This window comes from Eubacterium sp. (genome assembly GCF_057858645.1).
On the sequence record NZ_DBLZZO010000006.1, the window covers coordinates 33,258 to 48,077 of the forward strand.

Consider the following 14,820-nt stretch of genomic DNA (forward strand, 5'->3'; position numbering starts at 1 on the left):
ATAAAAATTGAAAAAATCGTGTTGCTTTATACATTACAAAATGCAACGGAAAATGCAACACGAAATACAATACGAAAAATATCACACGAAATATCACATGAGTAGCTTCAGGCATGAAAAAAGCCCTTAAAATAAGGGCATAAAAAACAGCTCGTACGGGAATTGAACCCGTGATTCCGCCTTGAGAGGGCGGCGTCTTAACCACTTGACCAACGAGCCTGAAAAATGTTACTGTATTATTATAAACAGCAAAAGAAATTTTTGCAAGTTATTTTTGAAAGGATTTAATTTATGGACTGGATATACGGAAAAACAATTCTTATAACAGGGGCATCCTCAGGATTAGGAAGAGCTATGACGCTACAGCTAATCAGAGAGCATGGATGTATGGTTTTAGGAATTGGACAATCTGAAGAAAAAATGAAAAGTTTAATAGAAGAACTGTCTTATTTAAGAGATCAGTTTAAATATTGGATTTTTGATGTGAGCCAGGAAGAAAATTGGAATACATTTAGAGAAGAACTTACTTATAATAATATAAGCGTTGATTTGCTAATTAATAATGCAGGTATGTTATTACCTTTTGAGAAGTCAGTTAATTATACGGAAGAGCAGGTTAAGAGATGCATGGACGTTAATTTTAACAGTTGCAGATATTCCATTAACGCAATGCTATCTATATTAAGAAAGTCCACTATGGCAGGGATTGTTAATGTATCAAGTTCAGGAGCGCTTGCACCTTTAGTTGGAACAGGTGTCTATAGTGCAAGCAAAGCCGCAGTTAAAGCTTATACAGAAACTTTAATAGGGGAGCTTGGAAGAGAAATGTACATAGGATATGTGTGTCCGGGATTTATAATGACAGACATATTTAGAAGTCAGTATTACAAGACAGAAAGCAAGCTGATGAAATTTATTGCAAATAATGTTGATAAAGTTGCTGCAAAGATTATAAAAAAGATAATAAAACAGAAAAATAGAATAATAGTAGGAAAAGATGCAAAGTTTATGAACTTTACTTCAAAATTCTTTCCGGTATTAGGGTTAAAATTTTATGAGCAGTTTATCAAACATACAAAAATAGATATTTTTGAAAATGTAAGATAGTAGTCAGACAAGATTGCATAATATTAAAGTTAAGAATAAATATTACAATTTTGACAGATATAAAAGTTGGAATCAATGAAGGCAGCTGAAAGTTGCAGATGAATTTTACAATGAAAGTTACGATTTTTACAGGGGTTGACAGGAAAATAATAACGTCGTATACTATGTAATGAATATTGACTAGCGTAGAAGGAGCGAACCGCAAAGGTTCGCTCTTTGTTATGTAGTTAAATTTTTCAAAGAACATTAGAAAATGTTCTTTATAATAAAAGATACTAACAAATACAGCAAAGTCAAATAAGGAGGTTAAGGTGTCTAGAAAAGAAGAATACGAAGCGAAGACAGAAGCACTACTGTTACCCATTGTTGAAGAAAAAGGGTATGAAATGGTAGATGTGGAATATGTTAAAGAAGGAAGCAATTGGTATTTAAGAGCTTTTATTGATAAGCCAGGTGGAATCACAATTAATGATTTAGAAGGCGTAAGCCGTAAGTTAAGTGATTTACTTGACGAAGAAGACTTTATTAGCGATGCTTACATATTAGAAGTAAGCTCACCAGGACTTGGTCGCCCACTGAAAAAAGACAGAGATTTTGACAGAAGTATTGGCGAGGAAATTGAAGTACATTTATATAGAAGCCTTAACGGAAACAAACAGTATGTAGGTTTATTGAAATCTTATGACAAGGATACAATTACTATAGAAGATGAAGATGGAAGTGAGATTGCTCTTGATAGAGTGAATGTTTCACTTGTTAGATTAACTATTGATTTTTAGGAGGATATTGGAAAGATGAACAATGAATTAATTGCAGCATTAGACGTGTTGGAAAAGGAAAAAGGTATTAGCAAGGAGTCTTTATTTGAAGCTATTGAAAGTAACTTGGTAGTTGCTTACAAGAACAACTTTAATAAAGCAGATAACGTAGCAGTAACAATGGATAGAGAAACAGGTGATTTCCATATTTATTCTCAGAAAGAAGTAGTTGAAGAAGTTATGGATCCTGTATGTGAAATCTCATTGGAAGATGCAAGAAATATTAAGGCATCATACGACATTGGAGATTCAGTTAATGTAGAAATTCAGTCAAAGGATTTTGGTCGTATTGCTACACAGAGTGCTAAGAATGGTATTTTACAGAAGATTAGAGAAGAAGAAAGAAAGAGTCTCTATGAAGAATATTATGAAAAGCAGGATGATATTATTACAGGTACAGTTCAGAGAATTAACGGAAAGAACATTAGCGTAAACATTGGAAAAATCGATACTGTATTAATGGAAAAAGAACAGTCTAAGGGAGAATACTTTAGACCAAATGATAAAATTAAATTATATATTACTGAAGTAAAAGATAATGGTAGAGGACCTAGAATTAATGTTTCAAGAACTCATCCGGGACTTGTTAAGAGATTATTCGAACAGGAAGTAACAGAAATTCAGGACGGAACAGTTGAAATTAAGAGCATTGCAAGAGAAGCAGGCTCAAGAACAAAGATGGCTGTTTGGTCAAATAATGAAGCAGTTGATCCTGTTGGAGCTTGTGTAGGTATTAACGGCGCAAGAGTAAATGCAGTAGTTGAAGAATTACAGGATGAAAAAATCGATATCATTAACTGGAGTGAAAACCCAGCTATCTTAATTGAAAATGCATTAAGCCCATCAAAAGTTATTGCAGTTTTAGCAGATCCTGATAATAAGGAAGCTTTAGTTGTAGTTCCTGATTTACAGTTATCATTAGCAATTGGTAAAGAAGGACAGAATGCAAGACTTGCAGCTAAGCTTACAGGTTTTAAGATTGATATTAAGAGTGAGTCACAGGCAAAAGAAGAAGGCATTCAGTATGTTTTCGATGAAGATGATTATTATGATGATGACGAATATTATGATGGAGAGTATTACGATGACGAATACTACGACGGAGAATATTACGATGATGAATATGATGAAGAAAGCGAAGAAGCTGATTCAGTAGAAGAAGCATCAGAGGAATCAACAGAAGAATAGTAACTGATGGATTCAATTAGAACATAGGAGATTATGGCATGGGGCAGAATAGAAAAATACCAATGCGAACATGTATTGGTTGCAGACAGTCAAAGGAAAAAAAAGAGCTAATAAGAATTGTTAGAGACAAGGAAAACAACGTTTTTGTTGACTTAACAGGAAAACAAAACGGTAGAGGTGCATATATATGTGAAGATGTGCATTGTTTGGAAAAAGCCATGAAAACAAAAGCTTTGGAAAAAACATTAAAGGTATCCGTTGACAGTGAAATTTTTGAAAAATTAAAAGAACAGTTAGGAGATACAAATGAATAAAGTTTTTTCAATGATAGGCTTGGCAACCAGGGCTGGAAAAACTGTTGCAGGTGAGTTTTCTGTAGAAAAAGCGGTAAAACAAAAGAAGGCATGGTTGGTTATTGTCTCAGAGGAAGCTTCAGATAATACAAAGAAACTGTTTTTTAACAAGTGCAAATATTATAAGATTCCATGTTTTGTTTACGGAAGTAAGCAGGAATTAGGCGAGGCAACTGGAAATGACAGTCGTGCGTCAATAGCCATAACGGACAGAGGATTTAGTGAAACCATCAACAGATTGTTAGAAAGTTAGACGGAGGTAGTATATGTCAAAGATGAGAGTACATGAATTGGCCAAAGAATTAGATATAAAAAGTTCAGACATTATAGAAGTGCTTGGAGAAAAAGGAATTGATGTAAAAGCTCAAAGTTCAATTGACGAAGCTTCAATTGAAATTGTGAAAAAGAAGTTCCCTTCAGCAAAATCTGAAAATAAAAAAGAAGAAAAGGCAAAACCTAGAGTTTTAATTACAAGCAAAGGTGTTGTTAAGACAGGTGAAAGAAGAAGACGTAGACATAGTAGTGATGGAGAGCATAAACATCGTTCGAAACATTCTTCTGAAGTAAAAGAAGAAGTAAAGGAAAATGTTAAGCCTAACGAAACAGTTGAAAAGGCAGTTGAAGAAAAGACAGCTCCAAAAGATACAACTGTTCAGGCTAAAGAAACTACTCCTAAGGCAGAAGAAAAGAAACCTGTAGAAGTAAAAGAAGTGGCAAAAGAAGTGGTAAAGGAACCTGTAAAGGAACCTGTAAAAGAGGTGGAAAACAAAGAAAATAAAATTCAAGAGGAAAATACTACGGAAAAAATGGCACAGAGAGAAACAAAACCGGCTGATAATAAACAACAGCCTAAAGAAAACAATAATAACAGACAGGTAAACAACAACAGACAGCAGAGAGATAATCGTTCAAACGACAATAGAAATAACGATAGAAACGATAATAGAAACAACAACAGAAACGATAACAGAAACAACAATAGAAATAACAACAGAAATAACGGAAGATATAACAACGATAGAAACAATGACAGAAATAACGACAGAAACAATGGAAATCGTAAAGACAACCGTAATTTCAACAAAGACCGTAACGGAAATGGCAGAAATGACAACAGAAACAACAACGGAAACAGAAACAATGAAAGAGGCAATTTCAGAAACGGAAATAATGGCAACAGACCAAACAATGATAGAGGCGGCTTTAGAAGAAATGACAGAAATGATGCCCCATCAGAACCAATTCAGGATAAGAACAGAAAGAATAGAGAAAATAAAATCCGCCAGGATAGACAGGAACGTAATAAGAAAAATTACGAAGATGGCAGAAGAGGTAAGAATGGCAAGAAGGGTGATTTCTCTAAACCTACATTAGAAAAGCCAAAGAAGAAGGAAGAAAAGAAAGAAGAAATTAAGATTATTCAGGTTCCTGAAGCTATTACAATTGGCGAGTTAGCAGAAAAGATGAAGATGACAGCATCAACACTTATTAAGAAGTTATTCTTAGAAGGAAAGATGGTTACTGTTAACACAGAAATTGATTTTGACAGTGCAGAAGAAATCGCTTTAGGATATGACATCATGTGCGAAAAAGAAGAAAAAGTAGACATGATTGAAGAACTTCTTAAAGAAGATGAAGAAGATGAATCACTTATGGTTAAACGTCCACCTGTAGTTTGTGTTATGGGACACGTAGACCATGGTAAAACATCACTTCTTGATGCAATTAGAGAAACAAATGTAATTTCAGGTGAAGCAGGTGGTATTACACAGCATATTGGTGCTTCAGTTGTAAAAATTAATGACCAGACAATTACATTCCTTGATACACCGGGACATGAAGCATTTACATCAATGCGTATGCGTGGCGCACAGTCTACAGATATTGCAATCTTAGTTGTAGCTGCTGATGATGGTGTTATGCCACAGACTGTAGAAGCTATTAACCATGCTAAGGCTGCAGGAATTGAAATAATTGTTGCAATTAACAAGATTGATAAGCCGGGTGCAAATATCGAGAGAGTTAAGCAGGGACTTGCTGAACATGGATTATTAGCATCTGACTGGGGCGGAGACGTGGAAATGGTTCCTGTTTCAGCTCACACAAGAGAAGGTATTGACGATCTTCTTGAAATGGTACTTTTACAGGCTGACGTATTAGAATTAAAGGCTAATCCAAACCGTCAGGCAAGAGGTATCGTTATTGAAGCAAAACTTGACAAAGGTAAAGGTCCTGTAGCTACAGTTTTAGTACAGAAAGGTACTTTAAAAGTAGGTGCACATATTGCAGCAGGAGCTAACCATGGTAAAGTTAGAGCCATGACAGATGATAAGGGAAATAGAATTAAGACTGCCGGTCCTTCAACACCTGTTGAAATTTTAGGTCTTAGCGGAGTTCCAAACGCAGGTGAAGTTTTCGTTTCAACAGAAACAGCTTCAGAAGCAAAAGACTTTGCTAACACATTCGTTGAAGACAGCAAGGCAAAACTTATGGAATCTAATAAATTTAGAATTTCTCTTGATGATCTTAACTCACAGATTGAAGCCGGTGAATTAAAAGAACTTAACATTATCGTTAAGGCTGACGTTCAGGGTTCAGTTGAAGCAGTTAAGCAGAGCTTACTTAAACTTTCAAATGATGAAGTTGAAGTTAAGATTATCCATGGTGGTGTTGGTGCAATTAACGAATCAGACGTTATTTTAGCATCTACATCAAACGCAATTATTTTAGGATTTAACGTAAAACCTGATACACAGGCTGAAATTACAGCAAATAATGAAAAGGTTGATTTAAGACTTTACTCTGTAATTTACAATGCTATTGAAGACATTGAAAGAGCCATGAAGGGTATGCTTGAGCCAATTTATGAAGAAAAAGTTATTGGTCATGCAGAAATCCGTCAGATATTTAAGGCATCTGGTGTTGGTAACATCGGTGGTTCTTACGTATTAGACGGCTTTATGCAGAGAGGCTGTTCAGCTAGAATTACAAGAGACGGAAAGCAGATTTTCGAAGGCCCTGTTGCATCACTTAAGAGATACAAAGATGATGTTAAGGAAGTAAAAGCAGGTTACGAATGCGGTCTTGTATTTGAAGGCTTTAACGAAATTGCTGAATTAGATCAGGTAGAAGCTTACATTATGGTAGAAGTTCCAAGATAGGTTTTAATATCAGGCATAAAATAGGTCTAAACAAAATTAATATGACTTGTTTTATGAAAAATGGATATTTTATATAATGTATGACAATCTTTTGTATAAAGAAAGTTGGAATGATTATGAGAAAAAATAGTATTAAGAATACAAGAATAAATGGTGAAGTTCAAAGAGAACTTAGTAATATCATACGTGAGTTGAAAGACCCACGTGTTGGTATTATGACTACCGTTACAGGAGTTGAAGTTGCCCCTGACTTAAAAACATGCAAGGCATATATTAGCGTGTTAGGAGATGAGCAGGCAAAAGCCGACACAATGGCTGGTTTAAAAAGTGCAGCAGGTTTTATTAGAAGAGAACTTGCGAGAACTGTAAATTTAAGAAACACTCCTGAAATTAGATTTATTATGGATGAATCTATTGAGTACGGTATGAAAATGTCAAAAATTATTGATGACATGAAAGCTAAGGAACAGTCAGAAGAATAGGATTTAATGAAAGTGTTTCGGAAGTCCATATTTGAATGACTTGTAATGGAGAATTAAATGAAAAAAATTAATGAAATTATTGGTGATGCTAAAACAATTGGTATTGCCGGTCATATAAGACCTGACGGCGATTGCGTTGGGTCTTGTATGGCGTTATATAACTATTTAAAGAAAAACAGACCTGATTTAACAGTTCAGATTTATCTTGAAAGTGTTGATGATAAATTTAAAATAATCAAAAATACACAGGATATTTCAACAGAAGGCTATGATGGAACAGTCTATGATTTGTTTATATCATTAGATACAGCAAGTCTTGACAGATTAGGACAAAATCAGGGCTTTTTTGATAATGCAAAAAGAACAGCCTGTATCGACCATCATAAAAGTAATCCGGCTTATGGTGACTACAACTATATTTTGCCTGATGCAAGTTCTGCCAGCGAAGTGTTATATGATTTGTTAGATAATGAATTGTTTGACAAAGACATTGCAGAGCCAATGTATATGGGAATCGCCCATGATTCAGGTGTTTTCAGATTTCAGTCTACATCACCTAAGACTATGAGAATAGCCGCAAACATGATTGAACATGGTGTTGAAGTAAATGAAATTTTAGAAGAAACTTTCTTCAGAAAAACATATAAACAGATGATGGTTACTGCAAAAATCCAAAGTGAAGCAGTTTTAACCATGGATGGCAAATGCATTTATGGTTTCTGTACAAATGAAACTATGGAAGAATACGGCGTAACAAAAAGTGATTTAGATGCTGTAATTGGAGCAATACGAAATGTAGACGGCGTAGAAGTTGCTTTGTTTGTATATCAGCTTGATGAAAATAAGTTTAAAGCAAGTCTTCGTTCAAAAAGATATGTAGATGTAAGTGAAATTGCTGTATCCTTTGGCGGCGGCGGTCACGTTAGAGCTGCCGGATTTGATATTGAAGGAAGCTTGGAAGATGTTATTGAAAAAGTGTTAAAGAAAATCAATAACGTTATTTAATAAAAAGTAGAGAGTGAAGTTATGATTAGTGGAGTTATAAATGTATACAAAGAGCCTGGGTTTACATCCCACGATGTAGTTGCCAAGCTCAGAGGTATATTAAAGCAAAAAAAGATAGGACATATGGGAACTCTCGATCCTAATGCAGTTGGAGTTTTACCGGTGTGTTTAGGCAAGGCAACCAAGTTGTGCGATATTTTATCAGAAAAAGATAAAACTTACGAAGCAACATTGTTACTTGGAACAGAAACAAACACACAGGATACAACAGGAGAAGTTTTAAGTCAGGCAAGTGAAGAGGACTTAAAAAAATTAACTGAGGATCAGGTATTTAAAACCGTAAAAGGCTATATTGGAGAATATGACCAGATTCCACCGATGTTTTCAGCTATAAAAATTGGTGGGGAAAAGCTATATAATCTGGCAAGAAGAGGCGAAGTAATTGAACGCCCACCAAGACATTGTAAAATTATTGACATTACAGTAACAAGTATGGAATTGCCAAGAGTTAATATGCATGTTACCTGTTCAAAAGGAACATACATAAGAACACTGTGTCATGACATAGGTAAGGAGTTAGGTGTTGGCGGTTGCATGGAGCATTTGGTAAGAAGCAGAGTAGATAGATTTAAAGTAGAGGACTCAATTACTCTTTCTCAAATTGAAGAATTTAGAGATAATGGAACCTTGAAAGAGTACATTGTACCTGCAGACGAAATGCTTGATATGTATTCAAAGTGCATAGTATCAGAGAGTGCGGAAAAATTAGTATACAATGGAAACATATTTACATCAGGAAATACTCTTCTTAAAATGAACCATAAAGAAGGTCAGACTGTAAGAGTATATACACATGATGGAAAATTTATAGGCTTATACATGTTTATTGCAGATAAGCAGATTTATAAACCAATAAAGATGTTTTTGTAAATTCGAAAATAGGAGAAGATATGCAGTGTATATCTATTGATGATAATATTAAATTAAAAAATACAATAGTTACAATTGGAAAATTTGATGGTATACATAAAGGCCATGAAAAGCTATTAGATGAGATAACAAAAAATGCTAATGGCAGACAGAAAGTTGTGTTGACTTTTGAGACATCACCAAAAGCATTTTTGGATAATAATGCCAACAAAACAATTGTAACAGACAGCGAAAAGCAAATGCTTTGTCACAGCCATGGAATTGATGTATACATGAAAATGCCAATGAAAAAGGAATTTTTAGCATTGACTCCTGACCAATTTGTAAAAGAAATTTTAAAGGACAAAATAGGTGCTACAACAATAGTATGTGGGCCTGATTTTACATTTGGCACAAAAGCATTAGGAAATGTACAATTTCTGAAAGATAATCAGAAAAAATATGGCTACAATCTGATAGTTGTAGAAAAAGAGCAATATCATAACAAAGACATAAGCAGTACAGCCATTCGAGAAAAAATAGTGGAAGGCAAAATGCAGGAAGTTAATGATATGCTAAACCATCCATACACAATTATTGGAAAAGTTGAAGAAGGGAAAAAACTGGGAAGGCAAATAGGACTTCCAACAGCAAACATAATTCCAGAAAAAACAAAACTTTTACCACCAAAAGGAGTGTACAAAACAGTTGTAAATGTAGAAGGAAAACGCTTTGCATCAATAACAAACATCGGAGTAAATCCAACAGTGGAAAGTGGAAACCAAATAAAAGTAGAAACACACATTCTAGACTACAAAGAATACATTTACAATGAAATCGTCCAGGTAGAGTTTTACGAGTTCGTCCGTCCGGAAAGAATATTTCCAAACTTAGAAGAACTAAAAACTCAAATCGAAAAAGACATAGAATATTGTAAAAGAATATAAAGCTTTTGAATAACCGCTCCACTAAGGGGCGTATAAAAATAGAGTGTTTTAAATGATAGGAAGCATTTCGTCTATCGAAGCGAGCATAGCTACAATCGCGAGAGATTGTCTGAAACCGCGAAGCGGTTGAGTTATCGGTAGCGATTGTTAATATGCGGCGCAGCGCAGATAGAAATGCGACATGTTTAAAACACTCTATTTTTATACGCCCCTGAGGGAGAAATTAAATAAAAAGATATATTCTATAGTATTATATTTTGCTAATCAAATTTTTTATATTCTTTTACAAGTTTAATGACTGTTCCTGAAAGGAGGAATAGCGCTATTAAGTTTGGAATTGACATAAGTCCGTTGAAGGTATCAGCAATGCCCCAAATTAAGCCTAAATCCATTGTGGCTCCAACTATTGCAACTAAAGCATAAACAACCATAAATGGTTTGATTACCTTTGGTGAGAATAAAAATTCGATACATCTTGCTCCGTATAAGCCCCAACCAAGTATAGTTGAAAAAGCAAAACAACACATGGCAATTGCAGAAAAAATTGAAATCCAGTTACCATAAGTAGAAGTAAATCCAAGTATTGTAAGTTCAGCTCCGGCGTTTGCACCGTAATTAATTGTTACACCACTACAAAGTATAACAAGAGCTGTTAATGTACAAATTACAATAGTATCTGTAAATACTTCAAATATTCCAAAAAATCCCTGTTTAACAGGCTTTTGTGTATCAGCACATGCATGTGCGATTGAACCGGTACCAAGACCTGCTTCGTTAGAAAAAATTCCTCTGGAAACACCACGCTTCATACAAATAAATATGCTACCTACAACACCACCTGTAACTGAACGAGGGTTAAAGGCACCTTCAAATATCGAAGCAAATACAGTTGGCAGGTTTCCGATATTTAATATAACTACGCCAATTGCAAGTGCAATATAAAATAAAGCCATAAAAGGAACTAATTTTTCTGTAACTTTTCCGATTCGTTTAACTCCGCCCAAAAGTACAAGTGCAACTAAAACTGCAATAATAATTCCTAATATTAAATTAATCTGAGGTATTGTTTTTGAAGTGCATATATTATAGTTAAGTAATGCAGAATCAATGGCAGTAGTAATTGTATTAACCTGTGTGGCGTTACCTGTACCAAAAACAGTCAGCACTCCGAAAAGAGAAAATAGAATAGCTAAAAACTGCCATTTCTTTCCAAGGCCGTTTTTTATGTAGTACATAGGACCACCAACTAAGTCCCCTTCCTGATTACGTTCTCTAAAATGTACAGCTAGAGTAACTTCAGCAAATTTGGTGCACATACCAAGTAATGCTGAAATCCACATCCAAAATACTGCTCCGGGACCACCTATGGCAATTGCCCCGGCAACGCCGGCAATATTTCCTGTACCAACAGTTGCGGCAAGAGCGGTACATACAGCCTGAAAAGGAGTAATTGAACCGTCACTGGCATCTCTTTTCTTGAAAATACGACCAATAGTTGTTTTCATGGCATATTTAAATTTTCGTATCTGAATAAATCCGGTACGAATGCTCAAATAAAGTCCAACGCCGATAATACAAACCATTGCAGGTACACCCCAAATGAAATTGTTTACGGCACTGTTAATTTCTTCAATAAGTTTTAACATAATAATAATTAACCTCACTATCTTTCGTGAATTCGCTTAAATTGCGCATACTTTGGTATTGTACCATATTAAAGTGCTGGTATCAATTTAATATATATAAAGAAAGAGTTTAAAAAATATTAGAAAATTACTAGACAATTTCTTTATTATATAGTAAACTAGCAAAGTATGTTTAATGAACCTACACTAAGTAACCGGATTCTCCGACCATTACTTAAGTGCATGGGGATATATCAAAAATATTTAAGGAGGAAATTATAATGATTTCAAAGGAAGTAAAAGCTCAGCTTACAGCAGAATACGGTAAGACACCTACAGACACAGGTTCACCAGCAGTTCAGGTTGCAATCTTAACTTACAGAATTAAAGATTTAACAGAACATTTAAAGGTAAACCAGAAGGATCATCATTCAAGAAGAGGTCTTCTTAAGATGGTAGGTAAGAGACGTGGTTTACTTGATTACATCAAGGAAAACGATGTAAACGAATACAGAGCTTTAATTGAAAAATTAGGAATTCGTAAATAATTTACTAATTATGAAGTAGAAGCAAGAGAGGATATGTTCCTCCCTTGCTTTTTTTTAATATATCAATTATAATTAAAAGGCTTATGGTTGTTTACCAAAGCTTGGCAGAAGAACCAAGCCGAAGCCACTGTAAAGGGCAGTAATTTTTACCGGTTTTTACAGTAGTTTCGGATTCTTCTGCAAATGAAAAATAAATATAAGGAGAAGTTACTATATAAATAAGTAACGAAAGAAGATTATGTACAAGAGTTTTAGTATGGAACTTGGTGGCAGAACTCTTACAGTAGATGTAGGAAGAGTTGCTGCTCAGGCAAATGGTGCGGCTTTTATGCACTATGGTGACACAACAGTATTGTCAACAGCTACAGCATCTGACAAACCTAGAGATGGTGTGGATTTCTTCCCATTATCAGTAGAGTTTGAAGAAAAGATGTATTCAGTAGGAAAAATCCCTGGTGGATTTAATAAAAGAGAAGGAAAGGCTTCAGAGAACTCAGTTCTTACGGCACGTGTTATTGACCGTCCTATGAGACCTTTATTCCAAAAGGATTACAGAAACGATGTTTCTCTTAACAACTTAGTAATGTCAGTTGATCCTGAATGCAGACCTGAATTAGTTGCAATGTTAGGTTCAGCTATTTCAACATGTATTTCAGATATTCCATTTGACGGACCATGTGCAATGACACAGATCGGTTTAGTTGATGGTGAATTTATTGTAAACCCAAGTCAGGCAGATTGGGATAACGGTGATTTACAGCTTACAGTTGCTTCAACAAGACAGAAAGTTATTATGATTGAAGCAGGCGCTAACATTATTCCGGAAGCTAAGATGATTGAAGCTATTTACATGGCTCATGACATTAACCAGACAATTATCGAATTTATCGATAAGATTGTTGCAGAAGTAGGTAAGGAAAAACACACATACGAAAGTTGTGCTATACCTGAAGAATTGTTTGCAGCAATTAAGGAAATTGTACCTCCTGAAGATATGGAAGTTGCAGTTTTCACAGATGACAAGCAGACAAGAGAAGAAAACATTCGTCAGATTACAGAAAAGTTAGAAGAAGCTTTTGCTGAAAATGAAGAGTGGCTTGCTGTATTAGGGGAAGCTATTTATCAGTATCAGAAGAAAACAGTTCGTAAGATGATTTTAAAAGATCACAAGCGACCTGATGGAAGAGCATTAAATCAGATTAGACCTCTTGCAGCAGAAACAGACATTGTGCCAAGAGTACATGGTTCAGCTATGTTTACAAGAGGACAAACTCAGATTTGTAACGTATGTACATTAGCTCCATTATCAGAAGCACAGAGAATTGACGGATTAGATGAAAATGTAAAAACTAAGAGATACATGCATCATTATAATTTCCCTTCATACTCAGTTGGTGAAACAAAACCATCAAGAGGACCTGGACGTAGAGAAATTGGACATGGTGCTTTAGCAGAAAAGGCTCTTATGCCTGTACTTCCAAGTGAAGAGGAATTTCCATATGCTATTAGAACTGTTTCAGAAACATTTGAGTCAAACGGTTCTACATCAATGGCTTCAACATGTTCATCATGTATGTCATTAATGGCAGCAGGTGTTCCAATTAAGGCTATGGTAGCAGGTATTTCATGTGGTCTTGTTACAGGTGATACAGATGATGATTATGTATTACTTACAGATATTCAGGGACTTGAAGATTTCTTCGGTGATATGGACTTTAAGGTAACAGGTACAACAGAAGGTATTACAGCTATTCAGATGGATATTAAGATCCATGGTCTTACAAGAGAAATCGTTGAAGGTGCTATTGCAAGAACAAGAGAAGCAAGATTATTCATTATGGATAATTGTATGAAACCAGCAATTGCTGAACCACGTAAGGAAGTTAATGCTTATGCTCCAAAGATTGAAACAATTCAGATTAACCCTGATAAGATTGGAGATGTAGTAGGTAAGAGTGGTAAAGTTATTAATGCCATTATTGAAGAAACAGGCGTTAAGATTGACATTACAGATGAAGGAATGGTTTCAGTTTGTGGTGTTGACAGAGACATGATTAATAAAGCATTAAAATACATTGAAACAATTGTAAGTGATTTTGAAGAAGGAATGATTCTTGAAGGAACAGTTGTAAGCATTAAAGAATTTGGTGCTTTCGTTGAATTTGCTCCAGGAAAAGAAGGTATGGTTCACATTTCAAAGATTGCAAAAGAAAGAGTTGAACATGTAGAAGATTACTTAACACTTGGTGACAAGGTAAAAGTTAAATGCCTTGGAAAAGACAAGATGGGAAGAATGAGTTTCTCAATCAAAGATGCTAAATAATATATTTTAGAGATAGAAAACCGGCTTCTAAGCTATAGGCTTAAAAGCTGGTTTTTTTATATTAAAAAATGTACAAAAACACTATGATTTGTGGGAATTATGATTTATAATATTTAAGTTACTAGAAATAAAAGTATTTAAATAAAGGATTCAATATGACAGAAGAGAAGAAAATTAAAATTGGAAAAATATTTAACAAGATAACAACAGTATTGTTTGTACTGTTTTTTATATCAGTTTTTGTAATACCTATTATGAATAAGACATTTTTTTTAGTGTCCACAATTGTAATAGCAGTATTATTTTGTATAAGCTGTATTATCAGTCATATTTGTTTAAAAGACTACAAACCAC

General features: G+C 34.6%; 13 protein-coding genes and 1 tRNA gene. 12 read left to right on the top strand and 2 right to left on the bottom strand.

All coding sequences use genetic code 11. The features are described from left to right. Positions 1-147: 147 nt before the first annotated feature. Positions 148-219, bottom strand: a tRNA-Glu gene (locus ACZM4J_RS03325). Between the two features lie 72 nt (positions 220-291). Between ACZM4J_RS03325 and ACZM4J_RS03330 the strand changes: the two genes are divergently transcribed. From ACZM4J_RS03330 to ACZM4J_RS03375, 10 genes are all read left to right on the top strand, one after another. Further along, positions 292-1,107: an SDR family NAD(P)-dependent oxidoreductase gene (locus tag ACZM4J_RS03330; protein ID WP_428244602.1), complete on the top strand. Its 816-nt coding sequence runs from the start codon at positions 292-294 to the stop codon at positions 1,105-1,107. A gap of 311 nt (positions 1,108-1,418) precedes the next feature. After that, positions 1,419-1,886: a ribosome maturation factor RimP gene (gene rimP, locus ACZM4J_RS03335; RefSeq protein ID WP_022165183.1), complete on the top strand. Its 468-nt coding sequence runs from the start codon at positions 1,419-1,421 to the stop codon at positions 1,884-1,886. A gap of 15 nt (positions 1,887-1,901) precedes the next feature. Further along, the gene (gene nusA / locus ACZM4J_RS03340) at positions 1,902-3,113 is read left to right on the top strand and encodes a transcription termination factor NusA (RefSeq protein WP_117999129.1); all 1,212 of its coding nucleotides are present in this window, start codon (positions 1,902-1,904) and stop codon (positions 3,111-3,113) included. A 38-nt stretch (positions 3,114-3,151) separates the two neighbouring features. Further along, positions 3,152-3,427, top strand: coding sequence for an RNase P modulator RnpM (gene rnpM / locus ACZM4J_RS03345; RefSeq protein WP_022165185.1), 276 nt, complete (start codon positions 3,152-3,154; stop codon positions 3,425-3,427). Beyond that, positions 3,420-3,719, top strand: coding sequence for a L7Ae/L30e/S12e/Gadd45 family ribosomal protein (locus tag ACZM4J_RS03350; RefSeq protein WP_022165186.1), 300 nt, complete (start codon positions 3,420-3,422; stop codon positions 3,717-3,719). The genes rnpM and ACZM4J_RS03350 overlap by 8 nt, the downstream gene beginning before the upstream one ends. Positions 3,720-3,732: 13 nt before the next feature. After that, positions 3,733-6,627, top strand: coding sequence for a translation initiation factor IF-2 (gene infB, locus ACZM4J_RS03355; RefSeq protein WP_428244603.1), 2,895 nt, complete (start codon positions 3,733-3,735; stop codon positions 6,625-6,627). A gap of 110 nt (positions 6,628-6,737) precedes the next feature. Next, positions 6,738-7,109, top strand: coding sequence for a 30S ribosome-binding factor RbfA (gene rbfA, locus ACZM4J_RS03360; protein ID WP_489485609.1), 372 nt, complete (start codon positions 6,738-6,740; stop codon positions 7,107-7,109). A 57-nt stretch (positions 7,110-7,166) separates the two neighbouring features. Then, positions 7,167-8,114, top strand: coding sequence for a DHH family phosphoesterase (locus ACZM4J_RS03365; protein WP_302689221.1), 948 nt, complete (start codon positions 7,167-7,169; stop codon positions 8,112-8,114). Between the two features lie 21 nt (positions 8,115-8,135). After that, a complete protein-coding gene (truB, locus tag ACZM4J_RS03370; RefSeq protein ID WP_022165212.1) occupies positions 8,136-9,044 on the top strand; it encodes a tRNA pseudouridine(55) synthase TruB in 909 nt (302 codons plus the stop codon). Between the two features lie 20 nt (positions 9,045-9,064). After that, positions 9,065-9,970 (top strand): bifunctional riboflavin kinase/FAD synthetase, encoded by a 906-nt coding sequence (locus ACZM4J_RS03375; protein WP_022165211.1) that lies wholly within the window; start codon positions 9,065-9,067, stop codon positions 9,968-9,970. Between the two features lie 260 nt (positions 9,971-10,230). Here the strand turns inward: ACZM4J_RS03375 and ACZM4J_RS03380 are convergent, their stop codons facing one another. Beyond that, positions 10,231-11,616 (bottom strand): alanine/glycine:cation symporter family protein, encoded by a 1,386-nt coding sequence (locus tag ACZM4J_RS03380; RefSeq protein WP_022165210.1) that lies wholly within the window; start codon positions 11,614-11,616, stop codon positions 10,231-10,233. Between the two features lie 260 nt (positions 11,617-11,876). Here ACZM4J_RS03380 and rpsO point away from each other — a divergent pair, with 260 nt between their 5' ends. Beyond that, on the top strand, positions 11,877-12,143 hold the full coding sequence (gene rpsO, locus ACZM4J_RS03385) for a 30S ribosomal protein S15 (RefSeq protein ID WP_022165795.1): 267 nt from the start codon (positions 11,877-11,879) through the stop codon (positions 12,141-12,143). 238 nt (positions 12,144-12,381) lie between these two features. Continuing rightward, positions 12,382-14,466, top strand: coding sequence for a polyribonucleotide nucleotidyltransferase (locus tag ACZM4J_RS03390; RefSeq protein WP_489485612.1), 2,085 nt, complete (start codon positions 12,382-12,384; stop codon positions 14,464-14,466). Positions 14,467-14,820 lie beyond the last annotated feature (354 nt).